At 72.2% G+C, this 25602-nt stretch carries 16 protein-coding genes; 7 read left to right on the forward strand and 9 right to left on the reverse strand.

Annotated elements, in window-relative coordinates; genetic code table 11:
• Positions 1–301 precede the first annotated feature (301 nt).
• A complete protein-coding gene (locus tag ACZ37P_RS19975) occupies positions 302–505 on the forward strand; it encodes a cold-shock protein (RefSeq protein ID WP_161307368.1) in 204 nt (67 codons plus the stop codon).
• A 267-nt stretch (positions 506–772) separates the two neighbouring features.
• Positions 773–2275: a DEAD/DEAH box helicase gene (locus ACZ37P_RS19980; RefSeq protein ID WP_391041817.1), complete on the forward strand. Its 1503-nt coding sequence runs from the start codon at positions 773–775 to the stop codon at positions 2273–2275.
• Positions 2276–2441: 166 nt separating this feature from the next.
• On the opposite strand, the gene ACZ37P_RS19985 is transcribed toward ACZ37P_RS19980, so the two are convergent.
• The gene (locus ACZ37P_RS19985; protein ID WP_467347759.1) at positions 2442–3431 is read right to left on the reverse strand and encodes a phosphatase PAP2 family protein; all 990 of its coding nucleotides are present in this window, start codon (positions 3429–3431) and stop codon (positions 2442–2444) included.
• 280 nt (positions 3432–3711) lie between these two features.
• Between ACZ37P_RS19985 and ACZ37P_RS19990 the strand changes: the two genes are divergently transcribed.
• The 3 genes from ACZ37P_RS19990 to ACZ37P_RS20000 all read left to right on the forward strand — a co-directional run bounded on the left by ACZ37P_RS19990 (position 3712) and on the right by ACZ37P_RS20000 (position 7870).
• The gene (locus ACZ37P_RS19990; RefSeq protein ID WP_355339742.1) at positions 3712–4221 is read left to right on the forward strand and encodes a MarR family winged helix-turn-helix transcriptional regulator; all 510 of its coding nucleotides are present in this window, start codon (positions 3712–3714) and stop codon (positions 4219–4221) included.
• Between the two features lie 213 nt (positions 4222–4434).
• Positions 4435–5709 carry a PP2C family protein-serine/threonine phosphatase gene (locus ACZ37P_RS19995; RefSeq protein WP_467347762.1) on the forward strand — a complete coding sequence of 425 codons (1275 nt, stop codon included), beginning with the start codon at positions 4435–4437 and terminating at the stop codon, positions 5707–5709.
• 226 nt (positions 5710–5935) lie between these two features.
• Complete coding sequence (locus ACZ37P_RS20000) at positions 5936–7870, forward strand: transglycosylase domain-containing protein (protein WP_467347763.1); 1935 nt, start codon at positions 5936–5938, stop codon at positions 7868–7870.
• Between the two features lie 63 nt (positions 7871–7933).
• Here the strand turns inward: ACZ37P_RS20000 and ACZ37P_RS20005 are convergent, their stop codons facing one another.
• The 8 genes from ACZ37P_RS20005 to ACZ37P_RS20040 all read right to left on the reverse strand — a co-directional run bounded on the left by ACZ37P_RS20005 (position 7934) and on the right by ACZ37P_RS20040 (position 21236).
• Entirely contained in the window at positions 7934–9259 is a 1326-nt protein-coding gene (locus ACZ37P_RS20005; RefSeq protein WP_467347765.1) for a polysaccharide deacetylase family protein, read from the reverse strand.
• Positions 9260–9454: 195 nt separating this feature from the next.
• Complete coding sequence (locus tag ACZ37P_RS20010; protein WP_401305624.1) at positions 9455–11470, reverse strand: S53 family peptidase; 2016 nt, start codon at positions 11468–11470, stop codon at positions 9455–9457.
• 726 nt (positions 11471–12196) lie between these two features.
• Positions 12197–14227 (reverse strand): beta-galactosidase, encoded by a 2031-nt coding sequence (locus tag ACZ37P_RS20015; RefSeq protein WP_467347768.1) that lies wholly within the window; start codon positions 14225–14227, stop codon positions 12197–12199.
• A gap of 8 nt (positions 14228–14235) precedes the next feature.
• Positions 14236–16269 carry a glycoside hydrolase family 31 protein gene (locus ACZ37P_RS20020; protein WP_391041803.1) on the reverse strand — a complete coding sequence of 678 codons (2034 nt, stop codon included), beginning with the start codon at positions 16267–16269 and terminating at the stop codon, positions 14236–14238.
• Positions 16270–16408: 139 nt separating this feature from the next.
• Entirely contained in the window at positions 16409–17440 is a 1032-nt protein-coding gene (locus ACZ37P_RS20025) for a LacI family DNA-binding transcriptional regulator (protein ID WP_467347770.1), read from the reverse strand.
• A 113-nt stretch (positions 17441–17553) separates the two neighbouring features.
• A complete protein-coding gene (locus tag ACZ37P_RS20030; RefSeq protein WP_355339766.1) occupies positions 17554–18519 on the reverse strand; it encodes a carbohydrate ABC transporter permease in 966 nt (321 codons plus the stop codon).
• Positions 18516–19553 (reverse strand): ABC transporter permease, encoded by a 1038-nt coding sequence (locus tag ACZ37P_RS20035; RefSeq protein ID WP_355339769.1) that lies wholly within the window; start codon positions 19551–19553, stop codon positions 18516–18518. The genes ACZ37P_RS20030 and ACZ37P_RS20035 overlap by 4 nt, the downstream gene beginning before the upstream one ends.
• A 3-nt stretch (positions 19554–19556) precedes the next feature.
• The gene (locus tag ACZ37P_RS20040; RefSeq protein WP_467347773.1) at positions 19557–21236 is read right to left on the reverse strand and encodes an ABC transporter substrate-binding protein; all 1680 of its coding nucleotides are present in this window, start codon (positions 21234–21236) and stop codon (positions 19557–19559) included.
• A gap of 384 nt (positions 21237–21620) precedes the next feature.
• On the opposite strand from ACZ37P_RS20040, the gene ACZ37P_RS20045 reads away from it, so the two are divergent.
• On the forward strand, positions 21621–24584 hold the full coding sequence (locus tag ACZ37P_RS20045) for a glycoside hydrolase family 3 C-terminal domain-containing protein (protein WP_467347775.1): 2964 nt from the start codon (positions 21621–21623) through the stop codon (positions 24582–24584).
• A 128-nt stretch (positions 24585–24712) separates the two neighbouring features.
• On the forward strand, positions 24713–25576 hold the full coding sequence (locus ACZ37P_RS20050; protein ID WP_355339778.1) for an aldo/keto reductase: 864 nt from the start codon (positions 24713–24715) through the stop codon (positions 25574–25576).
• Positions 25577–25602 lie beyond the last annotated feature (26 nt).

Here is a 25602-nt window from a genome sequence, read left to right on the forward strand (position 1 = left end):
GCCGCCCCCGCGCCCGGGCGCGGGGCCGACGACACCCCGACGACACCCCCGTCGGCACCCCGTGGGGCGCGCCGGGGCGGGGTGTGACGCGTTTTACCCGGCGAAAATCTGGTTCCGTGGTACCGTTGTTTTCAGTTGCAGTTGTGGTTCCCAAAGACTTACAAGTGCTCCTTCATCGGCATACGTGCCGATAGGTGCACTTTTGTATTTCCGCTGTTCTTTCCTGAACGGGGCAATCATTGCGGCGACACGGGGTCCGTAATCCGCGGGCTTCGATGTACTGCCCCTGAAGGAGATTAATATGGCTTCCGGTACCGTGAAGTGGTTCAACGCTGAAAAGGGCTTCGGCTTCATCGAGCAGGACGGCGGCGGCGCCGACGTCTTCGCCCACTACTCGAACATCGCCGCCCAGGGCTTCCGTGAGCTCCAGGAAGGCCAGAAGGTGACCTTCGACGTCACCCAGGGCCAGAAGGGCCCGCAGGCCGAGAACATCGTTCCCGCCTGACGCGTCTGAATACGCCTGATACGTTCAGCGATATAGCTGGGGCCCGCGCCTTGGGGTGCGGGTCCCGGCTTGTTGCGTTGTACGGATTTCCACCGCGTTCCGCCGTTTTCCACGGCTTTTTCATGGCGCGGAAATGTCGAAGCCACGGGAGGAAATGTCCCGACCGGCTTCGTTTCGCTTTTTATCCGGCTCGTTCTTGCGATTGTCCCCGCCGCCTCACGGCCGCCGGGAAATCCTCGATACGTGTCGCATCGAGGAAGGGTTCCTTTGAACCGCACATCTCGCACGAACGACCGTTTCAGCCGCACCCGAACGGGTGGTTCCTCCCGTACGGGCGGCTCCGGCTCGGGCTCCGGCCGCTCCGGCGGCCAGTCCCGTAGCGGCGGCGGCTCCCGCTCCGGCGGCTACGGACGGCGGCCCTCCGCGCCGCAGGGCGAGTTCGCCCTGCCGGTGACGGTCACCCCGCCGCTGCCCGCCGTCGAGTCCTTCGCCGAACTCGACCTGCCCGACGCCGTGTTGAACGCGCTGACCGTACAGGGCGTCACCGTACCGTTCCCGATCCAGGCCGCCACGCTGCCCAACACCCTCGCGGGACGTGACGTGTTGGGCCGCGGGCGCACCGGCTCCGGCAAGACGCTCGCCTTCGGCCTGGCGATGCTGGCCCGTACCGCGGGGCAGCGCGCCGAGTCCCGGCAGCCGCTCGCGCTGGTCCTGGTCCCGACCAGGGAACTCGCCCAGCAGGTCACCGACGCCCTCACCCCGTACGCCCGCACGCTGCGGCTGCGGCTGGCCACCGTTGTGGGCGGCATGTCCATCGGCCGCCAGGCCAGCGCGCTGCGCGGCGGCGCGGAGATCGTCGTGGCGACGCCCGGACGGCTCAAGGACCTCATCGACCGCGGCGAGTGCCGGCTGGACCGGGTCGCGATCACCGTGCTGGACGAGGCCGACCAGATGGCCGACATGGGCTTCATGCCGCAGGTCACCGAGCTGCTCGACCAGGTGCGGCCCGGCGGCCAGCGGATGCTGTTCTCCGCCACGCTCGACCGGAACATCGACCAGCTCGTGCGGCGCTACCTCTCCGACCCGGTGGTCCACTCCGTCGACCCGTCGGCGGGCACGGTCACCGCGATGGAGCACCACGTGCTGCACGTCCACGACGCCGACAAGTACGCGACCGTCACCGAGATCGCGGCGCGCGACGGCCGGGTGCTGATGTTCCTCGACACCAAGCACGCCGTCGACAAGCTCACCCAGCACCTGCTCAAGAGCGGTGTACGGGCGGCGGCGCTGCACGGCGGCAAGTCGCAGCCGCAGCGCACCCGTACCCTCGCGCAGTTCAAGACCGGGCATGTGACGGTGCTGGTCGCCACGAACGTGGCGGCCCGCGGCATCCACGTCGACAACCTCGACCTCGTCGTGAACGTCGACCCGCCGAGCGACCACAAGGACTATCTGCACCGCGGCGGGCGTACCGCGCGGGCGGGCGAGTCCGGCCGGGTCGTCACGCTCGTGGTGCCCAGCCAGCGCCGTGAGATGACCCGTCTGATGGCCAACGCGGGGATCGCGCCGCAGGTGGCCCAGGTGCGGTCGGGCGAGGCCGAGCTGACCCGGATCACCGGCGCCCAGGCGCCGTCCGGCATCCCGGTCACCATCACCAACCCGGTCGCCGACCGACCGCAGCGCTCCGGCGCGCCGTCCTCCCGCGCCCGCCGCGGCCGTCCGACGTCGCAGTCCCGCCGCCGCTCGTCCCCGATGCGCGGCGCCGCGTAACCCCTCAGGGGCGCGCGACCAGCACGACCGGCGCCACCAGCACGACTGGCACCACACGCACGACGAGGGCCCGAGCCGTTCGACACGGCTCGGGCCCTCGTGCGTCCTGGCCGCGTTCGTCCTCGCGGCCGCGGTGCGCGCGCGTTCGTCGGCGGCGCGCGGAGGACTACTGCCTGGTGCCCGTGCGGGCGCCCACCGGACCCAGGGGGCCCGGCGGGAGCGGGTCGGGGGCCGGGTAGAGGTAGGCGGGGCGGCCGAGCAACAGGCGCTGGATGAGGAAGCCCAGGGCCAGGGTGAGGGCGCCCGCCACGGCGTCGGCGAGGAAGTGGTTGCCGGTGGCGAGGATGACGGTGAAGGTGAAGAAGGGGTACAGGAAGCCCAGGACCCTGACCCACGTTCTGCGGGCCAGCGCCGCGACCGTCAGACCGCTCCAGGCCGACCACACGATGTGGACGGACGGCATCGCCGCGTACTGGTTCGACAGCGACGACACGTCGTCGTTGTCCCACGAGCCCCACGTATGGTGCGTGACCACCGTGTCGATGAAGCCCTGGCCCTCCATCAGGCGCGGCGGCGCCAGCGCGAAGAAGGTGAAGCCGATCAGGGCCACGAAGGTCGCCGCGTACAGCGCGGTGCGCGCGCTGCGGTAGCTGGCGGGGTGGCGGGCGTAGAGCCAGATCAGGACGCCGAGGGTCACGATGAAGTGCAGCGTCGCGTAGTAGTAGTTCATGCCGACGATCAGCCAGTCGATCTTGTCGATCGCGTGGTTGATCGTCAGCTCGATGTTCACGTGCAGCTTGCGCTCGGCGTTGAGGATGTCCGTGGCGCGGTGCAGCGCGGCCTCGTGGTGCTCGGGCGCGGCGCGGCGGGTCAGCGAGTACGTCTTGTACAGCACCACGCTGAAGACCAGTTCGACCAGCAGGTGCGGGCGGCCGAGGCGGCGCAGCCGGGCGGGCAGGAGCGGGCCGAGGCGGCGGAATCTGCTCCTGGGGGCCTCGGCGGGCGCGGACCCGGACTCGGGTGCGGCCTCGGGCTCCGGGGCCGCGTCCTTGCGGAGGATGTCGGTGCGGGGCTCGTCGCCACGGGGTCCGTCCGCACGGGGTCCGTCCGTCCGCGCGCCGTCCGTACGCGGCGCGTTGCGCGTCGGGGACGTCATCGGCCGCCCTCCGGCGCGGCTGCGGGCAGGACCCGTCCCGGGTGCCGGGCACCTTGTGCGGGACTCGGGGGATACGCCAGCAGCATGAAGGTTTTCACTCTCGCCGTACGGTCCGGCCGTGGCCGGCGGACTCGGACGAGATTACATCGGACACCGAAGTTTCCGTCGTCCGGGTGGCGCCGAAGTGACGAGTCACCGCCCGCCGCGACGGGGTCCCGTCCCGCTCCTGAGAGGCCGCGGACAGGTGGTCCGTGACATGCCAGGGCCTACGCTCAAGGGCATGTCCCCGCACCACCCCGCGGTTTCCCCGCCGCGACCGCTCAGCAAGTCCGCCGACGCCCGGCTGCTCACCGAGGCCGTCACCCGGCTCCGCCGTGCCCTTCGGGTGTCCGTCGGCGGGGACGACCCGTGGGAGGCGCTGCCCATGGCCCAGGTGGAATTGTTGCAGGTCCTGGGCGAGCACTCGCCCGCCCGCATCGGTGATCTGGCCGTCCGGCGACGGCTCGCCGCCAGCACCGTCAGCGGGCTCATCGGGCCCATGATCGCCGCCGGGCTCGTCGCCCGGCAGACCGATCCCGCCGACCGGCGCGCCTCGGTCGTCACGCTCACCGCTGCCGGGCGGGAGCGGCTCGCCGCGTGGACGCTGGCGCACGAGCGGCGGATGGACGCCGCGCTTGAAGCTTTGCCCGATGCTGACCTTCGGGCGGTGCGCGCGGCCCTTCCCGCCCTCTTCCGGCTCGCCGAATTCCTCGACGGCCCCGCCCCCGCCCGGGACGGCTCGCCCCTGTAGGGCCCCGGGCCCGGTCCGTTCACCGTGCGCGGGCGGGCGCTTTGAGGACCGCCGGGCTCACCCACCCGCCTGGAGCCGACACACAGGGGGCCCGGCCCGGAAAAGACCGGGGGACGGGCACGTGGGCACGTGGGAACGGGGGCAGCGGCGGGGGCCCTGGAAGGATCAGGGGGTGCCCGCCAGGGCGAACGGTGGGAGAGGCGGCGTGGAGTGGTGAGCGGACCGGTCGAGGGGGAGGCGGAGGGCACGGACGGGGGCCGGTTCGGGGTGGCGGAGGGCACGGACGGGGGCCGGTTCGGGGTGGCGGAGGAGGCGGTCGAGGCCATCGGAAGCACCCTGGACGAGCAGACGACCTGCGCGGAGCTGGTCGGCTTCCTGTGCCGCCGGGTGAGCGACGCGGCGGCCGTGGACCTGCTGCCCGAGGACGTACCGGCGGACCGGCGGCCGGAGGAGCCGGCGCTGACGCGGACGGCGGCGGCGGGCAGGTCGGAGCTGCTGGAGCCGAGGACGCCGCTGAGCGCGCGGTCGCTGTCGGTGCGGGCGCTGGACGAGGGGCATCCGATCACGGCGACGGCGGACGCGGACGGGAGTCTGCCGCGTACGGCGGTGTCGATGCCGCTGCTGGCGCACGGGCGGCTGTACGGCGCGCTGTTGGCGGTACGGGCGGGCCGGCGGGGGTTCACGGCGGAGGAGACGGCGGCCGTGCACTACGCGGCGCGCCTGGCGGCCGTGCACCTGAGCCACGCGCGGCAGCACACGGCGGCGCACAGCACGGCGCTGAATCTCCAGCGGGCGCTGCTGGCCGAGCCCCGGCGCCCGCACCCGAACCTGGACATCGCGACCCGCTATCTCCCGGCGGGCGGCGGGAGCCTGGTGGGCGGCGACTGGTTCGAGACGGTACGGCTCAGCTTCGGCCGGACGCTGCTGGTGATCGGTGACGTGATGGGCCACGGCCTGGACGCGGCCGTGGACATGAACGCGTACCGCTCGATGCTGCGGTACGTGGCCTCGGCGGATCTGCCGCCGCACCGCGTGCTGCGCCAGCTCGACGCGGCCGTGGCCGAGGACGGCACCCGCCGCCCCGCGACATGCCTGCTGGTCCGGGTCGACCCGGCGCGGGGCAACGTGGCACTGGTCAGCGCGGGGCACCTGCCGCCGGTGCTGTTCTCGGCGGACGGCGCGGGCAGCCTGCTGCACCTGCCCGTGGGGCCGCCGCTGGGCACGGGCGTCGGCGGCTACGAGCTGACCACCCGTGACATCACCCCCGACCAGACGCTGGTGATGTTCACCGACGGCCTGGTCGAGCGGCGCAAGGAGGACATCGACGTCTCCCTGGCCCGCCTCGCCGATCTGCGGCTCCCGCCGGGCGCCGCGATCCAGGCCGTCCTGGACGAAGTCCTCACCCGGCTGGACGCCACCCGCGCCGAGGACGACGTCGCCGTGCTCGCCGCCCGCCTCCACCCCCGCGCGCGCCGCCTGCCGTCCTGACCCGGTGGCCCCGGGCCCCGCCGCTGTTACAGAACTGTGGCGGTCCCGCCCTCGGGCGGTCCACAACCGGCCTTAGCTTCCGGGGGTGTTGGGGAAAAAGTGGCTGAAGTTAAGGCGGTTGGGCCGAGGCGCGGTACGCGCGGTACGCGTGACCCGTGCGAAACGCGTGGCCCGTGTGTTGCGGCCGCGCTATCCACGGCCGGGGCGGCGCGGCATACGGCGGTGGGTGCCGTCGCTGCGCCAGGCGTCGCTGCTGGCGCTGTGGGTGCTGGTGACGCTGACCGCCGTGGTGGGAGTGGCGTACGCGCGGACCCGGATACCCACCGACCTCAATGAATTCGCCACGCAGCAGGACAACGTCTACTACTGGGCCGACGGCACCGAGATGGCGCGGGTGGGCCCGGTGGACCGGCAGGCGATGCCGCTGGACCGGATACCCACGAGCGTGCAGTGGGCGGTGCTGGCCGCCGAGAACGCCTCCTTCTACTCCGACCACGGCGTCTCGCCGAAGGGCATCGGCCGGGCCGTCGCCACCATGGTGACCGGCGGCGACACCCAGGGCGGCTCCACCATCACCCAGCAGTACGTGAAGAACGTCTACCTCAACCAGAACCAGACGCTCTCCCGCAAGATCACCGAGATGTTCATCTCGGTGAAGCTGGACCAGAAGATGAGCAAGAGGCAGATCCTCGACGGCTACCTCAACACCGCCTGGTTCGGGCGCGGTACGTACGGCGTGCAGCGCGCCGCGAAGGCGTACTACGGCAAGGACGTCTCCCAGCTCAACGCCGGCGAGGGGGCCTTCCTGGCCACGCTGCTCAAGGGCGCCGCGCTCTACGACCCCGCGATCAGCCCGGCCAACCATCAACGGGCGGTGGCCCGTTGGAAGTGGGTGCTGGACCGGATGGTGAAGACCGGTCAGCTCTCGCGCGCCGAGCGCGCCGCGTACACCGTCTTCCCCGAGCCCAAGGCGCCGCCGAAACCCGTGGGGCTGAGCGGGCAGACCGGCTATCTCGTCGACACCGCGCGGGCGTACGTGTCCGCGCACAGCGACATCTCCGACGCGCGCTTCGACCTGGGCGGCTACCAGATCTACACGACCTTCGAGCGCCCGCGCGTCGACGCCCTGGCCGAGGCCGTGCGGCACGAGACCGCGGGCCTCGCACCGAAGGCGAGGACCGCCGACCGGAACGTCCGCGTCGGCGCCGCGTCCGTCGCCACCGACGGCCGGATCGTCGCGCTCTACGGCGGTCCCGAATACATCGAGCAGGGCTTCGACGACGCCAACATCACGATCGTGCCGGTCGGTACGGCCTACGCGCCGTTCGTCTACGCGGCCGGACTGCGGGACGGCGCGCTGCTCACCCGCGGCGCGCCGCGTACGCCCGTCACCCCCGACTCGGTCTACGACGGCGACGACAAGGTGCCGATACGGACGCCGGAGGGGCCGTACTGGAGCCGGGACGGCACGATCGTGAAGAGCCGCAACGACGGCGGGAAGTCCTGGGGGCGGATCAGCCTGCGGCAGGCGGTGGCGGACTCCGTCAACGGCCCGATCACCCAACTCGGCATGGACGTCGGCCTGGACCGGGTGCGGAAGGCGTCCGTCGACGCTGGGCTGCTGCCGCGCGGTTTCGGCGAGCAGGTGCCCGCCTTCGCCACCGGCACCGGCGTCACCCCGAGCCCGATCCGGGTGGCGAGCGCGTACGGCACCTTCGCCGCCGCGGGCGCGCACACCGATCCGTACTCCGTGCTCAAGGTCACCCGCGACGGGCAGCGCGTGGACATCGAACAGCCCGCTGTCACGCACCCGTTCACCCCGAAGGTCGCGGGCGAGGTGGACGAGGCGCTCAAGGACGCGGTGACCGGCGGGACCGCGCGCCGCGCGGTGAGGGCAGGCGGCGGGCTCGCGGGCAGGACGGAGCTGGCGGGCAAGACGGGCACGGCGGCCGGGGACCTGTCGGCCTGGTACGTCGGCTACCCACCGAGGGGGGCGCGGGCCGCCGCGGTGGCGACGTCGGTCGCCGTCTTCCGACTCGACCCGAAGACGCAGGAGTTGCTGCCGCTGACCGGGACCGGCGGGCCGTCGAAGGCCACGAAGGAGTTCGGCAGCACGTATCCCGTCGACATCTGGACGCGGTACGTGGCGGCGGCCGGCTGAGCGGGCCGGGCCCCTCGGCGCGGGGCCCGGCCGCCGGTTCCCTGATCTCTCCGCCAGGCCCGGCTACTTGGCGGGAAACGTCGTCCAGTCCGGCGACTCGCTCGGGTCGAGGCCGCGCAATTCGGCCAGCACCGCCGGATCCTGGACGTCCAGCCAGTCGGACAGCTCCTTGAACGACACGCAGCGCACCCCGTCCCGGTGGCAGACGTCCTTCACCACGTCCTCGATGGCCTGCATGTAGATGCCGCCGTTCCACGTCTCGAAGTGGTTGCCGATGAACAGCGGCGCCCGGTTGCCGTTGTAGACGCGCTCGAAGCCGTTCAGATAGCCCTGCCGGGTCTCGCGCTCCCAGGCCGGGAACTTCGCCGGGTCGCCCTGGGTCTGCTCGCCGCCCGACTGGTTGTAGAGGAAGTTGAAGTCCATCGACAGGACCTGGAAGTCCTTGCCGGGGTAGGGCATCAGCTCCAGCGGGAAGTTCCACACCCCGCCCGACTTGGCGGGCCAGAGCTGGAAGTCGCCGGGCGAACTGGCGTCGTACCGCCAGCCAAGCGCCTTCGCCGCGGGCAGCAGATTCTTCTGCCCCTCCAGGCACGGCGCGCGCCCGCCGACCAGCTCACGGCCGTAGTCGAAGGGCAGCGGCGGGAGGTCGGTGAAGCCGGTGTTCGTCTTCCAGTGCTCCACGAACGAGTACGCCTGGGCGATCTCCTTGCGCCAGTCCGCGGTGCTCCACGTGCCGCCGCCGCCCGCGTCGGGCGCGCAGAAGTGCCCGTTGAAGTGCGTCCCGATCTCGTCCCCGTCCTGCCAGGCCAGCCGCAGTTGCTCCAGCGTCTCCTTGATGTGCGCGTCGGTCGGGAAGTCGATCGCGGACGTCCCGGCCGCGTGCCGGGGCGGGTGGTAGAGCGACCGCTTCGCATCCGGGACCAGGTAGATGCCGGACAGGAAGAACGTCATGTTCGCGTTGTTCTCCTTGGCCAACTCCCGGAAGCGCGAGAACAGATGGTCGTCGTTCTCCAGCGCGCCGTCCCAGGAGAACACCACGAACTGCGGCGGTTTCTCGCCCGGCTTGAGCTTCTCCGGCTTCGGCTGGTGCGGCTGCGGGCCGGTGTACGCGGTGGACCCGTCGCCGATCGGACCCTTCGTCTCGGTGACGGTCGGCGTCGGTGTCGGCGTCCCCGTCGGTGGCCGCGCCGTCCTCGGGCTCGGCGCGCGGCTGGTCGGCGTCGCCCGCGACCGCGCCGCCGCGTCGTCCGCCTTGCCGCCGCCGTCCCCGCCTGCGCCTGCGCCTCCGCCGGTCAGCGTCGCGACCAGCGCGACCGCCACTCCCGCGGCGCCCACCGCCGACGCCCCCGCCACCGCCGCCTTCGGCCGCTGCCCGACCCACGACCGCATCGCCGCTAATTTCACCGTCGCCCCTTGCTCCCCACCGGCACCGCACACGTCCGGCGCCAGTATTGACCGCCTTGCTGTGTATGCAGACGCGCGTTCGGGGCGTCCTGTCACAGCCGATACGGCGGAATCGGCGGCGGCGGGGAATGCCGAAGGGCCCGGCGGAGGGTCGCTCCGCCGGGCCCTTCGGGGGATCGGTCAGCGGCGGCCGAAGGAGCGGAGGTAGGACAGGGTCGGGGAGCCGACACCGGTCGCGTTGTCGAAGCCGCGGACCGCGTTGAGCGAGGTGTCCTCGCCGAAGGCGGCGAGGCGCACGGCGAGGGTGCCGTTGACCAGGCCGAAGTCGGCGACGTTGCTCAGCGGGGCCTTGTGGTGGTGGGCGGCGTTCTGGTCCACGACGTCCTTGAACAGCCCGGCGCGGGCGTAGATCGCCGGGTTGGCGAAGCCGATGGCGTGGTGCCTGGCCTGGATGGCGTCGGCCTGGACCGCGGCGAATTCCGGCGCCGAGACGCTGGTGCCGCCGTAGCCGCCCTCGCTGTACGGGGCGCCGTCGGAGATGCCGACGAGGACCGAGGTGTACAGGTCACCGTTCATCGAGACGTCCGGCGTGACGCGCTGGGCCGTACGGCTCTTCGCGCCGGTCATCAGCGTGTGCGACAGCGAGCCGGGCACGACGCCGCGCTGGTACGCGGGCTGTGCGAAGTCCTCGCTGGTGCCGCCGCCGCCGCCGAAGTAGAACGGGGCCGGGGGAGCGGGGGTCCAGCTCTTGCCGTCGGCCGACAGGTTGGAGCGCAGCGTGCCCATGTCGGTCTCGAAGCCGTACGAGCCGCTCTTGTCCTTCAGACCGAGCGCGGTGCCGCCGACCGAGGTCACCCACGGGTCGGAGTCGGGCCAGTTGGCCTGCGCGCGCGAGGTGTCGGGCTGGCAGTTGACGCCGGTCGCAGCGGCCAGCGGGCTGCTGTCGCCGCAGTCGCCCGCGGAGAAGCCGATGGTGATGCCCTCGACGGCGGCCTGCTTGAAGACCTGCTCGTAGGCGGCGATCAGCGACGAGGTGACGTCGGCGTCGTCCGTGGTGTGCATGATCTCGCCCCACGAGTTGGAGACGACATCGGCCAGGTGGTTGTCGACGATGGTGCTGATGGCGCCCAGCAGGTCGTTGTCGTCGCAGGAGTTGGCGCCCACGTAGACGACCTTGGCGTCGGGCGCGAGGCCGTGCGCCATCTCGACGTCCAGCGCCTCTTCCGGCGCCCAGCCCTCGGGGCCGCCGCACAGGTCCTGGTTGGTCCACTGCGACGGGTCGACGACCTCGCTGTACTGGCCGGACCTGAACGCCTTGTCACCGTGCGCGGTCGCGTACTGGTTGGCGTCCGCCAGCATGGTGGAGCTGCCGTACGCGTCCACGATCGCGATCGTCGCGCCCTTGCCGGTCAGTCCCGAGGCGGTGATGCCGTACGCCTTGCGGAGCTGCGAGGGGTAGAACGAGCACTGGTCGAACGGCACGTCGGACGTGGTGTATCCGGCCGGCGCGCCCTTGGCGATCTTCTGGCCCCAGTAGTCGGAGCAGGTCGCGGTGGTCGGCAGTCCGGCGTCGGGCTTGCCACTCCTGGCCGGGGTCGCGGCGGAGCGGGCCGTGGTGTCGTCCACGCGGTGCGAGTTCGGCTTGGCGACGTTGGCGCCGGGCGTGGTGAAGCCCGTCACGCCGAGGATCGCGGAGGAGACGGACGCGGGGACCACGACGTCACGGGCCGGGGCGTGCCGCAGCGTGCCCGAGACGCGGTACTGGTGGATGCCGGTGCCGAACGCCTTGGTGACCGCCGCGTTGGTGCCCTTGACGGTGATCGCGTGGTCGGAGGTGCTCACGACCTTCAGGCCGGAGTCGGCCGCCCACTTCCGGACCGCGGAGACCTGCGCCTTGGTGGCGCCGAAGCGCGCCTTGTACGCGGCCGGGCTCAGGAACTCGCCGTAGCTCGCGTTGCTCGGGTCGGACACGGCCGTCGCGTACTTCGTCAGGCCCGCGGCGTCCTGGCCCGCCAGGTACACGGTGCCGGTGATCTCGGTGTTCGCCGCGACCGAGCCCTGGTCGGCGGAGGCGGTGGCCCAGTCCGGGTGGCTCTGCGCGATGGTCTTGGCCGCGGGCGCGGGGCCGCTGGCCTGCGAGGGCATGGCGAGGATCAGGGACCCGGACACCATGGCCAGCGAGGCCGCCGCGACCACCGCTGCGCGGGCCCGTGCGACACGGGGTTTTTGTATGTCGTTGATGACGACTCCAACGTGAGGTCAGGAACAGGACAAGGACGAGACCTGGATCGTGGTGCGATAGCTGCGTGTTGCACGCTTTTGACGGGCGACGGCTGTAGTGTGCACGCCACTTCCGGACGCTGGGAATGCCGAACAGCCGTCCTTAGCTGGACCTTTAACCACCGGGCGGGGATTTCGGCGGGCTTAGGTCATATGCCGGGTCTCGGGCCGCATAAGGGCTGGCGCGATCACGTCGGACGGCCGGGGTATACGCGCGTCCGGCCCGCGGCCCCGCGGGTCCCGGTGCGGCGCGGGTGCGTTCCGCCGTCCCTGTCATCTGTCAGGAGCGGGCCCGCCGGGCCGTGCCTACGGTGGTGGGTGTCCGGCCGGACCGGTCCGCACGGGGGAGCCCCCGCGCCCGAACTCGGCCGTCTCGCCGGGGCCGAGCCGCAGCAGCCTCGGGCGCCGCCCGGCCGGTTCCTCTCCCCACCGTGCGTCGGATTCCTCGGGCAACTGCACAATCACCGTGTCCACGCCCGACCCCCTTCCCACCCCAAGCGTCACACCTGTTGCGCAGGAGGGGACGCCCTTCGGGAAGAGCCGGTTGCGTGACCACCCCAGGATGACCGAGAAGCGTTCACTCGTTCGGGTGATGCCGGGGTCACGTTCCGTGCCCGTCCCCGAGCCGGCGGGGCGGTCCCCTCAGCCCTCCTCGCGGACGACCACGGCGCTCGCGGGCGGCAGGACGGCGCCCTCGGAAGGAAGGGCGCGGGACGCCAGGAGATCGTGGCCCCGCACGGGGACGCGGACCTCGGCCGGGGAGTGGTTGAGGAGGAAGAGGTACGCGCGGCCGTCGTCGCTGTGGCGGCGGACCGCCTCGACGCCCGCCGGAAGACCGGGGAGTTCGGGCTCCGCGCCGCAGGCCCGTATCAAGCCGCCGATCAGCGCGGTGTACGAGGCGGGGGACAGCCAGGTGGAGGCGTACCAGGCGGTGCCCCGGCCGTGGGCGTGCCGGGTGACGGCGGCCCGGCCGGTCAACGGCCCTTCCGTGTAACCGATTTCGGCCGTCGCGCCCTCCAGCAGCAGCGCCTCGGTCCAGGTGGTGCCGGCGCCGCCGTCGGTCAGGGGGACGGCGGCGCCGGACGGCAGGGGGCGGAACTCCTCGGCGCGCAGGCCGAGCAGTGGCCGCAGCGGGCCCGGCGCCCCGCCGGGCCACGCGCGGTAGTGGGGGTCGACGGCGCCGCTGAAGCACTCGACCAGCAGGGTGCCGCCGCCCTCGACGTAGGCGGTGAGCGCGGCGGCGGACTCCTCGGAGACCAGGTGCAGGCTGGGGGCGAGAACGAGCCGGTACGCGGACAGGTCGGCGGACGGGTGCGCGAAGTCGGTGGTGATCCCGGCGTCCCACAGCGCGCGGTGGGCGCGCTTGAGCGCGGGCAGGTACGGGAGTTCCGGCGTGGGCAGGACGGGGGTGTCCAGCGCCCACCACACGTCCGGGTCGTGCAGGACGGCCGCCCGCGCCCGTACGGTCGAGCCGGTCACCTCGGCCAGCGCGGCCACGGCGTGGCCGGTTTCGACGGTCTCGCGGAAGATCCGGGTGTCCGGCCCCGCGTGCGGGACCATCGCGGAGTGCCAGATCTCGGCCCCGGCCGGTGACTGCCGCCACTGGAAGAACAGCACGCCCTCCGAGCCGCGCGCGATGTGGCTCAGCGAGTGCCGCAGGATGTCGCCCGGCTCCTTGGGCAGGACGAGGTCGCCCGCGTAGACGGTGCTGGTGGCCTGCTCGATCAGCAGCCACGGCCTGCCGCCGCCGAAGGAGCGCGCCCGGTCCGCGCCGAAGGCGGTGTCGGCGGCGGCGTCCAGGCCCGGCGCGTCCGGGTAGTGGTCCACGCCCACCAGGTCGACCTCGCGGCCGAACGCCCACAGGTCGAGCACCTGGTAGCCGGGCAGCATCACGTTGGTGGTGACCGGCACCCGGCTGTGCGCCCGGATCGCGTCGCGCTGCTCGCGGTAGGCGGTCAGCGCGAGGTCCGACCAGAACCGCCGGAAGTCCAGCACCTGGCCGGGGTTGGGCCGCCACTGCGTGGCGCGCGGCGGCTGGATCTGCTCCCACGCGCCGTAGCGCTGGCTCCAAAAGGCGCTGCCCCAGGCCCGGTTGGCGGCATCCAGGGTGCCGTACCGCTCGCGCAGCCAGCGCCGGAAGGCGTCGGCGGCGTGCTCGCAGTGGCAGACGGTCGCGTACTCGTTGTGCACGTGCCACAGCGCGACCGCCGGGTGCTCGCCGTACCGGGCCGCCAGCGACTCGGCGACGGCGCGGGCGGCCTGCCGGTAGGCGGGCGCGGCCAGGCAGTACGTGTCGCGGCTGCCGTGGGTCAGCCGGGTGCCGTCGGGGGTGACGGGCAGCGCGTCGGGGTGCGCGAGGCCGAACCACGGCGGCGGCTGCGCGGTGGGCGTGGCCAGGTCCACGGCCACGCCCGCGGCGTGCAGCCGCTCCAGCCGGGCGTCCAGCGGCGCGAAGTCGTAGCGACCCGGCTCCGGTTCGAGCTCCGCCCAGCCGAAGACGTTCAGCGTCACCAGATTCACCCCGGCCCGCCGCATCAGCTCCTCGTCCTCGCGCCGTACGGCCGGGTCGTCGGCGAACTGCTCGGGGTTGTAGTCGCCGCCGAAGGCGGGGCCGCCGAGCCGGGCGGTCAGCCAACCGGCCGGATCGGCGCGGGAGTCGGGGACGGTGTTCATGGAAGGGCTCACCTCGGCTCCGCGATCGGCAGCCGCGCGCCGTCCCGCAGGAACAGCGGAATGCGGTCGAGCGGCGCCGCGGCCGTCACCGTACGGCCGCCGTCGTGCTCCTCGCCCGTCCACGCGTCCGTCCACCGCGCGCCCGCCGGGAGGTAGACCTCCCGCGTGACCGCGCCCGCCTCGGTGACCGGCGCCACCAGCAGGTCGGGCCCGAGCAGGAAGGCGTCGCGGATGCCCCACGCGTCCTGGTCGTCGGGGAACTCCAGCAGCAGCGGCCGCATCGGCGGCACCCCGCTGCGGGCCGTCACCCGCATCTGCTCGGCGATGTACGGCCGCAGCCGCTCGCGCAGCCGCAGATACGACGCCAGGACCGCGTACGCCCGCCCGCCGTAGGACCAGACCTCGTTGGGCAGGCCGGTCATGCCCGGCTCCAGGACCTGTTCCGGCCCGCGGAAGCCGTGCAGGCGGAACAGCGGGCAGAAGGCGCCGTACTGGAACCAGCGGACCAGCACCTCGCGGTAGGCGGGGTCGTCGGGGTCGCCGCCGTGGAAGCCGCCGATGTCGGTGGTCCACCAGGGGATGCCGGAGAGCATCACATTGAGCCCGGCGGTGATCTGGGCGCGCAGCGACGCGAAGTCGGTGCCGATGTCGCCCGACCACAGGGCGGCGCCGTAGCGCTGGGCGCCCGCCCACGAGGAGCGGTTGAGGGTCAGCACCTCGCTGTGCCCGGCCGCGCGCAGCCCGTCGTGCACCATGCGCGCGTGCTCGCGCGGGTAGAGGTTGGCGACTTCGAGCCCGGGCCCCGCGTGGAAGCGCAGATTGGCGGGGTAGTTGGGCTTCAGCTCCGGTTCGTCGGCGTCCAGCCAGAACACCGAGACGCCGTGCGCCAGGTAGTTGGCGGCCAGCTTCTCCCACACGTACGCGCGGGCCTCGGGGTGCGTGGCGTCGTAGAAGGCGACCTGCGCCGCGTACGCGCCGAGGCCCTTGTCCGGCCAGTCGGCGTGCGCGAGCGGGCCGTACTCGGTGCCGATCAGCAGCCCGCGGTCCCACATCGGCGCGTGGTTCTCGCTGGCCGGGCTGACCGACGGCCACACCGAGACCATCAACTTCACCCCCATGGAGTCGAGTTCGCGGACCATCGCGGCCGGGTCCGGCCACTCCGCCGGGTCGAAGCGCCAGTCGCCCAGGTGCGTCCAGTGGAAGAAGTCGCAGACGATGACGGACAGCGGCAGCTCGCGGCGGCGGTACTCGCGGGCGACCTCCAGCAGCTCCTCCTGTGTGCGGTAGCGCAGCTTGCACTGCCAGAAACCCGTTGCCCAGTCCGGGAGTTCGGGACTGTGGCCGGTGGCGTCGGCGTACCGGCGCAGGATCGCGCCGGGGTCGCCCGCGGTGAACCAGTAGTCGATCTGCCGGGCGCTGTCGGCGACCCAGCGGGTGCCGGTGACGCCCAGCTCGACCCGGCCGACCGCCGGGGAGTTCCACAGCAGGCCGTAGCCGCGGCTGGAGATCAGCAGCGGCACGGTCACCTCGCCGTTGCGCTGCACGAGGTCGAGGACCGCGCCCTTCTGGTCGAAGAGTCCGTGTCCGTGCTGGCCCAGGCCGTAGCAGCGCTCGTCCGCGTAGGCGCGGAAGCGCTGCTCCAGGCGGTGGTAGCCGTTGCCGGTGGCCGTGTAGAGGCGCGGGCCCGGCCACCAGAAGTGCGGCGGCTCCTCGGCCAGCAGCTCTCCGCCGTCGTCGGTGCGCTCAAAGGTCAACCGGCCCGCCGCGGCGGGCAGTTCCGGGGTCAGCCGGCCCTCGGCGCAGGCGTCGATCCGTACGGTCAGCGCGCCGTTGACGAGGGTCGCCGAGTCGCCGTGCACGGTGATCGCGGTGGTGGCGCCGGGCGGCGGCGCGTCCAGCGCGCCGGGCAGATCCTCGACGATCTCCCCGGCGGGCGCGGACCGCACCCGGACCGCGTCCGGGCCCCACGCCTCGACCCGCAACGTCTCACCCCTGGCCCGCCATTCGAGGGCGTGCTCGCGGATGCGGAAGTGCTCTGCCATGCGGTGGCTCTCCTGACGTGTCTGTACGAGGGCGGAAACGGGCGTGCGGGGGTAGGGAAGCGGCGCTATTGGGGGAAGCGGCGCTACCGGGGGGAAGCGGGGGGGGTAGGGAAGCGGTGCTACTGGGAGGAAGCGCGGCTCAGTCGCGGTGCGGGGCCGGGCCCGTGCTCTCGCGTGTGGTCAACAGAGGTGTGAGCAGGGCGACTTCGTCGGCGTCCGCGCCCTCGATCCGCCGCATGACCAGCTCCACCGCGCGCCGCCCCAGATCGTGCGCGGGCCCGGTGACGGCGGTCAGCCGCGGCGAGTACTGGTCGGCCAGCGGCTCGGGGCACAGCGCCACCACCGAGGCGTCCTCGGGCACGATCCGCCCGGCCGCCCGCAGCAGGCTCAGCAGCGGCCCGATCGCGCCCTCGTTCTGCACGACGAAGCCGGTGGTCTCCGGCCGGTCGGCGAGGACACGGGTGAAGGCGCCCGCCGTGCTCTCGTACGTCCCGTCGCACGGCCGGTGCACGATCCGCAGCCCGCGCTCGGCCGACCTCGTACGGAAGCCGGTCAGCGTCCGCTCCGCGTAACCGGCGTGCCGCCGGTAGACCGCCGGGCTGTAGCCGATGAAGGCCACGTCGCGGTGGCCGAGGTCGGCCAGGTGGTCGGCGCACAGCGCGCCCGCCGCCGCGAAGTCGTGGTCCACGCACGACAGTCCGGTGGCGTCGGCGGGCAGTCCGATCAGCGCGGCGTGCGTGTTCTGCGCCCGCAGGACGGGGATGCGGTCGTCGTCCAGCTCGACGTCCATCAGGATCACGCCGTCGGCCAGGCCGCTGGCCGCGACCCGCCGCACCCCGTCCGGGCCCTCGTCGTTGGTGATCAGCAGCACGTCGTAGCCGAAGCCGCGCGCGGCCATGGTCACCGCGATGGCGATCTCCATCATGATCGGCACGTAGACGTCGGTGTGCAGCGGCACCATCAGCGCGATGATGTGCGACCGCTTGCCCGCCAGCGCCCGCGCGCCCGCGTTGGGGTGGTAGCCCAACTCCCTGATGGCCGCCTCGACCCGGCGCCTGGTCGCCTCGGAGATCGAGCGCTTGCCGCTGATGACATAGCTGACCGTGCTCGACGACACCCCGGCGTGCTTGGCCACTTCGGCGATGGTCACGGCGGAGGTGCTTCCCCTCATGCTGTGCTGCTCCTGTCGTGGTGGCGGCCCCGCGGTCCCCTGCGTACGTTCACCCGTGCCCCGACCGCTCATCCCGTGCCCGCTCATCCCGTGACCGTCCGTCCCCCGACCGCTCATCCCTTGACCGCTCCGGTCAGCACGCCGGTCTTGAAGTGCTTCTGCATGAAGGGGTAGACCATCAGGATCGGTACGAGGGTGAGCACCACGACGGCCATCTGAAGCGACAGCGGCGCGGTCTGCGCGTGCGCGGTGCCGAAGCCGCTGTTCACCGAACCCGGCATGTTCATCCCGTAGTTGACGTACTCCAGCAGCACGTACTGCAACGGCCACTTGGGGCTGTCCGTGGGCATGTAGAGCATGACATTGAAGAAGGAGTTCCAGTATCCGACCGCGTAGAAGAGCGTGACGACGGCGGTCACGGCCCGCGAGGTGGGCAGCACGACCGACCACAGGATGCGCCAGTCGTTCGCGCCGTCCATCCGCGCCGCGTCGATGAGCTCCGCGGAGGTGCCGGAGTAGAAGGCGCGCAGCACGAGGATGTTGAACACGGAGATCGCGCTGGGCAGGATCAGCGCCCAGTACTGGCCGTAGCCGCCGAGGCCGGTGACGACGAGGTACGTCGGGATCAGGCCGCCGCTGACGAACATGGTGACGATCAGCACCATCAGGATCGCCCGGTGGCCGAGCGACCCGGAGCGCGACAGGCCGTACGCGCACAGCACGGAGACCACCATCGAGATCGCGGTGCCGACGCCCGTGACGCCGAGGCTGACCAGCAGGGCGCGGGTGACCGCGCCGTTCTCCAGCATCAGCCGGTAGGCGTTGAGCGTCACCCCGTCCGGCCAGATCACCAGGCCGCCCGCGCGGCCGATCGCGCCCGGCGTGGAGAGGCTGGTCAGCGCCACGATCCACAGCGGCACCAGGACGGCCGCCACGACCAGGGCCAAGGTGGCGCCCTTGAAGGTCTGCCCGGCGACGCCCGGCGCCTCCTCCCACGACGGGCGCTGCGGGCCCTTGCGCGCACGGGGGTTCCGCGTACGGCCGGCGCGGTCGCCGCCCACGGTCAGTGTGTCGGTCATCTGCGGTACAACCCGTCCTCGCCGAAGGAGTGCGCCAGCCGGTTCGCGCCCCAGATCAGCAGCAGCGAGATGACGCTCTTGAACAGACCGGCGGCGGCGCCGTAGCTGTAGTTGTTGGTGGCGATGCCGTAGTAGAAGGAGAAGGTGTCCAGGACGTCGGCCGCGTCGTGGCCGACCGCGCCGCGCTGGATCAGGAACTGCTCGAAGCCGACGGTCAGCGCGTTGCCGAGCCGCAGCACGAGCATCAGCACGATCACCCCGCGCATGCCGGGCAGCGTGATGTGCCACATCCGGCGCCACCGGCCCGCGCCGTCGACGGCCGCGGCCTCGTACTGGTTCTGGTCGATGGCCGCGAGCGCCGCGAGGAAGACGATGATGCCCCAGCCCGCCTCCTTCCACACCGCCTGCGAGGTGATGAGCAGCGCGAAGGTGTGCGGGTCGGTCATCACGTCCCAGGTGCCGATCGAGTGCCGGCGCAGGAACTGGTTGAGCACGCCCGCGCCGCCGAGCATCTGCTGGAAGACGGTGATCGTCAGCACCCAGGAGAAGAAGTGCGGCAGATAGACGATGGACTGCACGAAATTCCGCAGCCGTTCGCTGATCACGGTGTTGAGCATCAGGGCGAGCGCGATCGGCACCGGGAAGAAGAGGACGATCTGGACGGAGCTGAGGAAGAGCGTGTTGCGCAACGCGCCCCAGAACAGCGGGTCGTGGAAGAGCTGCCGGAACTGCTCCAGGCCCGCGAAGTCGCTGTTGCGGACGCCGACCAGCGGGTCGTAGTACTCGAAGGCGGTGACCAGGCCGAACAGCGGCGCGTAGTTGAAGACCAGCAGCAGCGCGACGGCCGGGAGGGTCATCAGCAGCAGCGACTTGTCGCGGCGCAGCCGCACGCGCCAGGTCAGGCCGCCGTGCGCCGTGCTCTTGGCTTCGCGTGAGCCCTTCTTGCCGTCGCGTGCGCCCTTGCCGGTGTCCCCGTCCGCGGCGCCCGGCTTCCCCGGTGTCCCGTCCGCCTTCCCGGTGATGATCGCGGCCACCGCCTACTGCCCCGAGCCGTACTTGTCGAGCACGTTCGTCTGCATCCACGTCGTCAACCGCGTGCCGCCGCTGCTCTTCCACGAGGAGATCGCGGCCTGCACGTCGGAGACCTTCTTCTTGCCGTGGTAGCAGTCCTTGATGGTGTCCTCGACGGCCTGGCCCGCGTCGGCGGTCGCGAAGCGCTGCGGCACGGTGATGTTCATGTTCCAGAACACCGGCTTGTACGCGGTCGCCGCCGCTGCCGCCTGCCAGGCCGCGTAGTCCTTGGTCACCTGCGGGGCACCCGGGTTGCTGATCACCGCGGAGCAGGTGGCCAGGAACGGGTACGTCTGCTGCTGGACGTCCTTCTTGCCCTCGTCGGTGAAGGTCGGCGTGCCGTTGTCCATCGTGAAGTGGACGCCCTCGGCGCCGTAGTTGACCATCGTGTACTCGGCGGAACCGAAGGGCGCGGCCAGGTAGTTGGCGACCGCCAGCAGCTCCTTGATCCGGTCCTTCGACAGCTTGATGTTCAGATAGCTCATCAGGCTGGTGGAGTTGCCGAGGAAGATGCCGGGCTTCGACGTGCCGTCGGCGGCGAAGACCTTGAACGCGCCGCGCCGGTACTTCGGATCGGCCGCCGTGCCCGCCTGCGCGTCGGCGAGGTTCCACGCGCCGGTGCCGTCACCGGTGACGACGACCTTGCCCGCGTAGAAGCGGTTCTTGCCGTCGTTGGTGTTGCCCGCGAGCGCGTCCGGGTGCATGTAGCCGGACTTGGCGAGCTTGTAGTGCCAGTCCAGCGCCTCCAGCAGCTCCTGGCCCTCGTACTTGTGGACCAGCTTGCCGTCCTTGACCGTCCACTTGTTGGGCACGCCCCAGAACGGGGAGAGATACGTCCACAGGTCGTCGAAGGCCCACACGCCGCCCTTGGCGTTCGTCAACTCCTTGCCGAGCGCCAGGAGATCGGCGGCCGAGGTGATCTCGTCCGGGTTGATGCCCTTGGCCTGGAGGATGTCGGCCCGGTGGTAGGTGGTGCCCGCGACGACGAAGCCGCTGGAGAAGGACGGGATGCCGTAGAGCTTGTCCTCCCACACCCCGGCCTGCCAGGCGCCGGTCGGGATCGCGGCGAGGTTCGGGTAGTCCTTGACCGCGTCGCCCGCCAGGTACGGCGTGAGGTCGGCCAGTTGGGTGCCGGCCAGCTTGCCGACGTTGAAGTTGGCGTTCCACCAGGTGGGGAGCTGGATCCAGTCCGGCAGCTTCTTGGCCGCGGTCATGGTGGGGATGGCGGTGTCGTAGTGGTTGCCGTCGGCGGGCTTCATCGTCAGCGTCACGCCGAGGGCCTTGCTCATGGCCTGGTAGAAGGAGTTGCCCGGCTCCGGGATGGTGCCCCACAGCGGGGTGACGGCGGTGTAGCTGCCGCCCTTGCCCGGCACGCCGTCGACCGTCTTCACCGGGCTCGCCGGGTAGGTCAGGAAGCCGGGGTCGGTGGCGGTGCCCGCGGCGCCCGGCACCGCCGGGATGTCCGCCGTGACCGAGCGGCTCGCGGTGAACTGCGGCAGCGCCGCCTTCAGTCCGCTCTTGCTGCTGGTGCCACCCTTGCTGCTCGACCCGCTTCCGCAGGCGGTCAGCAGCGGGGACAGCGCCGCGGCTCCGGCTGTCGCCGCCGCCGCGCTCACAAAGGTTCTGCGGTTCAACTGGCTGGTCATGGTGGTTCCTTCGCCGTGTGGGGTGGTCCGATCCGGGGGGACGCCGAGGGTGCGTGCCGTGGGTGCCGTGCCGTGCCGGTGCCGCGTGGAGGGGGCGAGGCGCCGGGGAGAGTGTCGAAGAGGACTGTCGAAGCGCTTCGATGTGTCGGCGACAGTAACCACGTGTTTCGGTTCCGACAAGAGTTCTGACGCGACTGTCCGGCGGCCGGATTCCGGCACCGTACGGTCCTGCGGACATCATCGCCGCCCTGGTCAGGGCGTTCGATGAATTCGACAGCGGTGCGCCGGACGGAGGTTGTGCGCGACCCGTTGACACCCTCGTCGGCGGCGTGTCAGCTTCGGCGAAGCGCTTCACCACGTCACCGGCCCAAGGGGTTTGCCTCAGTGAGTACGACGCCCGTGCACGACCGGCCGCCCTTCCGCGACGCGGAACTGCCGCTGCGCGAACGGGTCGAGGACCTGCTCGGCAGGCTCACCCCCGACGAACGCGTGGCGCTGCTGCACCAGTACGCCCCGGCCGTGCCCCGGCTGGGCATCGCCGCCTTCCGCACCGGCACCGAGGCGCTGCACGGCGTCGCGTGGCTCGGCACCGCCACCACCTTTCCGCAGGCCGTGGGCCTGGGCGCCACCTGGGACGAGGAGCTGACGCACGCGGTCGCGACGGCCGTCTCCGTCGAGCAGCGCGCCTTCCACCACCACAGGGCCGCGCCCATCGGCGCCGGGCCGATCAGCCTCCAGGCGTGGGCGCCGGTGGTGAATCTGCTCCGCGACCCGCGCTGGGGGCGCAACGAGGAGGGCTACGCGGAGGACCCGCTGCTCACCGCGCGCCTGGGCGACGCCTACTGCCGGGGCATGGCGGGCGACGACCCCGAGCACCTGCGCACGGCGCCGATCCTCAAGCACTTCCTCGCCTACAACAACGAGGACGACCGCTGCGTCACCTCCTCGGGGCTGCGCCCGCGCGTGCTGCACGAGTACGACCTCGCCGCCTTCCGCCCGGCCGTCGCCTCGGGCGCCGCGACCGGCGCGATGCTCGCGTACAACCTGGTCAACGGCCGTCCCTGCCATGTCAGTCCGCTGATCGAGTCGGAGCTGCGGCGCTGGGCCGCGCCCACCGGGCACGAGCTGTTCGTGGTCAGCGACGCCGAGGCGCCGAGCAATCTGGTCGACCCCGAGCACTACTTCACCGACCACGCCGAGTCGCACGCGGCGGCGCTGCGCGCCGGGGTCGACAGTTTCACCGACCACGGCGAGGACTCCGCCGTCACCGTCGGCCGCCTCCAGGAGGCGCTGCGGCGCGGGCTGATCGACGAGGACGACGTGACGCGCGCGGTACGGCGGCAGCTCGCGATCCGCTTCCGGCTCGGCGAGTTCGACCCGGAGCGCGACCCGTACGCGGCCATCGGCTGGGACGCCGTCGACTCGCCCGCGCACCGCGAACTCGCCCTGCGCGCGGCCACGGAGGCGGTGGTGCTGCTGAAGAACGACGGGACGCTGCCGCTGGAGCCGGTCGCGGGGGCATCGCACAAGGTCGCGGTGATCGGGCCGCTCGCGGACACCCTCTTCGAGGACTGGTACAGCGGCACGATGCCGTACCGGATCACGGCCGCCGACGGGCTGACGGCCGCGCTGGCCGCGCGCGGCGACGAGGTGACCGCCGTGGTCGAGGGCGTCGACCGGATCGCCCTGCACGCCACCTCGTCGGACGGCGCGCTGTCGGTGCCCGCCGGCGACCCGGCGGGACCGCTGCTGCTCGCGGCCCCGGCAGCCGAGGTCCCGGCCGACGACTTCTGCTTCGACGTCTTCGACTGGGGCGGCGGTGTGCTGACCCTGCGCAGCGCCCGCACCGGCCGCTATCTGACCGCGCGCGACGGAGGTGTTCCCAGCGGCGGCGACGAAAACGCTTCCGGGAAAAAGGTGCTGACGGCGGATCAGATGCTGCCCAACGGCTGGGACGTCCAGGAGACCTTCCGCCTCGAGGAGCGGGCGGACGGTACGGAGCTGCTGCGGCATGTGCACAGCGGCCGGTACGCGGCCGTGGACGGGGCGACCGGGCGCGTGACGGTGAGCGCCGACACCCCCGCGGAGGGCGAGAGTTGGCGCCGTACGGTCGTACGCGACGGGATGGCGCAGGCGCGGGCCGCCGCCGCCGCGGCCGACACCGCCGTCGTCATCCTCGGCAACGACCCGCTGATCAACGGCCGTGAGACGCAGGACCGCCCCGACACCGCCCTGCCGCCCGCGCAGGACGCGCTGCTGCGCGCGGTCGCCGCCGCGCAGCCGCGCACCGTCCTGGTCGTGACCAGCAGTTATCCGTACGCGCTCGACTGGGCGCAGGAGCGGGTGCCCGCGGTGCTGTGGACCGCGCACGGCGGGCAGGAGAGCGGCCGGGCGCTGGCGGCGGTGCTGCTCGGCGCGAGCGAGCCGACCGGGCGGCTGCCGCAGACCTGGTACCGCGGCGGCGACCCGCTCCCGCCGCCGCTGGACTACGACATCATCACGGCGGGCTGGACGTACCAGTACCACCGCGCGCCCGCGCTCTACGGGTTCGGACACGGCCTGTCGTACACCACGTTCGGCTACGAGGACCTGCGGCTGTCGGCGGCGCGGATCGCGCCGGGCGAGCCGGTGACGGCGACGGTGACCGTCGTCAACACCGGGGAGCGCGCGGGCACCGAGACCGTGCAGCTCTACACCCGTGCGGTGGACGCCCGTTACGACGCGCCGCTGCTGCGGCTCGCCGCCTTCCGCAAGGTGCGGCTCGCGCCGGGCGAGCGGCGCGAGGTGAGCGTCGAGGTGCCCGCCGACGCGCTCGCGCACTGGGACGTCGGGACCGGCGCCTTCACCGTGGACCCGGGCGCGTACGACGTCCTCGTGGCGCGCGGGGTCCAGGATGTCGCCGCGACCGCCCGGCTGGAGGTCACCGGCCCGACTCCCGCTCCCCGTACGGCGGTCGGAGTGCGCGTGGCGGCCGTGGACTTCGACGCCTGTACGGGGCTGCGGCTGCTGGACGCGGGCCCCGTCTCCGGTGACGCGGTCGGCCCCGCGGCGCCGGGGGAACCGGCCACCGCCGTCTTCCGGGACGTCGGCCTGACCGGGGCGCGTACGGTCGCGGTCGAGGTCAGCCGTCCGGCGGCCGAGGGCGGGTCCTGCGCCGAACCGTCCGGGATCGAGCTGCGCTGCGACGGCGCGCCGCTGGCCGCCTTCACCCCGCCGCCGACCGCCGACCGGCACACCTGGACGGAGCTGACCGCGCCGCTGTCCGCCCCGCCCGGCCCCGGCCCGCACACGCTGACCTGGACACTGACCGGAGACGCGCTGCTGGCCGGGTTCACCTTCGCGGAATGAGTTACGGCGCGCATTGAACGGCCGCGCTTCTTAATTCGTTCGCTTTCTTCTATTGGACGACTGCCCGCCCCACGGGTGAAGCTGGAGGTCCGTTGTCGTCGTAGGTGGAATGAGAGAGGCGCGAAACCATGCAGAGCCGTCGTATCGGTGCCGTCGAGGTCAGCGCGATCGGGCTGGGCGGGATGCCCATGTCGATCGAGGGGCGCCCGGAGGAGGCACGTTCCGTCGCGACGATCCACGCGGCGCTCGACGCCGGGGTGACCCTGATCGACACCGCGGACGCGTACCACTGGCACGCCGACGAGGTCGGGCACAACGAGTCGCTGATCGCGAAGGCGCTGGCCTCGTACGGCGGCGACAGCGACGGCGTGCTGGTCGCGACCAAGGGCGGCCACCTGCGGCCGGGCGACGGTTCGTGGACGCTGGACGGCAGGCCCGAGCACATCAAGGCGGCCTGCGAGGCGTCGCTGCGGCGGCTCGGGGTCGAGGCGATCGGCCTCTACCAGTTCCACCGGCCCGACCCCGCCGTGCCGTACGAGGAGTCGGTCGGCGCGCTCGCCGAGCTGCTGGACGCGGGCAAGATCCGGATGGCGGGCATCTCCAACGCGAGCCCGGACCGTATCCGGCTGTCCCAGGAGATCCTGGGCGGGCGCCTGGTGTCGGTGCAGAACCAGTTCTCGCCCGCGTATCGCTCCAGCGAGCCGGAGTTGACGCTCTGCGACGAGCTGGGCATCGCCTTCCTGCCGTGGAGCCCGCTCGGCGGTATCGCCCACGCCGGTGAACTCGGCTCCTCCTACGGGGAGTTCGCCAAGGTCGCCGCCGCGCACGGCGTCAGCCCGCAGCAGGTCTGCCTGGCCTGGCTGCTCGCGCTGTCCCCGGTCGTCGTCCCGATCCCCGGCTCCAGCCGCCCCGAGACCATCCGCGACTCGGTCGCCGCCGCCGAACTCACCCTGGACGCCGACGAGATCGCCCGGCTCAGCGCCGCCGGCTGACGGTCCGCCCGCGCCTTCGCATTCCG

Source organism: Streptomyces sp. NPDC024632 (genome assembly GCF_055559175.1).

Excerpts from the sequence above, each read along its gene's own strand:
- ACZ37P_RS19975 (WP_161307368.1), top strand. The coding sequence starts at position 302 with ATGGCTTCCGGTACCGTGAAGTGGTTCAACGCTGAAAAGGGCTTCGGC.
- ACZ37P_RS19985 (WP_467347759.1), bottom strand. The coding sequence starts at position 3,431 with ATGACGTCCCCGACGCGCAACGCGCCGCGTACGGACGGCGCGCGGACG.
- ACZ37P_RS19990 (WP_355339742.1), top strand. The coding sequence starts at position 3,712 with ATGTCCCCGCACCACCCCGCGGTTTCCCCGCCGCGACCGCTCAGCAAG.
- ACZ37P_RS20005 (WP_467347765.1), bottom strand. The coding sequence starts at position 9,259 with ATGCGGTCGTGGGTCGGGCAGCGGCCGAAGGCGGCGGTGGCGGGGGCG.
- ACZ37P_RS20015 (WP_467347768.1), bottom strand. The coding sequence starts at position 14,227 with ATGAACACCGTCCCCGACTCCCGCGCCGATCCGGCCGGTTGGCTGACC.
- ACZ37P_RS20020 (WP_391041803.1), bottom strand. The coding sequence starts at position 16,269 with ATGGCAGAGCACTTCCGCATCCGCGAGCACGCCCTCGAATGGCGGGCC.
- ACZ37P_RS20025 (WP_467347770.1), bottom strand. The coding sequence starts at position 17,440 with ATGAGGGGAAGCACCTCCGCCGTGACCATCGCCGAAGTGGCCAAGCAC.
- ACZ37P_RS20030 (WP_355339766.1), bottom strand. The coding sequence starts at position 18,519 with ATGACCGACACACTGACCGTGGGCGGCGACCGCGCCGGCCGTACGCGG.
- ACZ37P_RS20040 (WP_467347773.1), bottom strand. The coding sequence starts at position 21,236 with ATGACCAGCCAGTTGAACCGCAGAACCTTTGTGAGCGCGGCGGCGGCG.
- ACZ37P_RS20050 (WP_355339778.1), top strand. The coding sequence starts at position 24,713 with ATGCAGAGCCGTCGTATCGGTGCCGTCGAGGTCAGCGCGATCGGGCTG.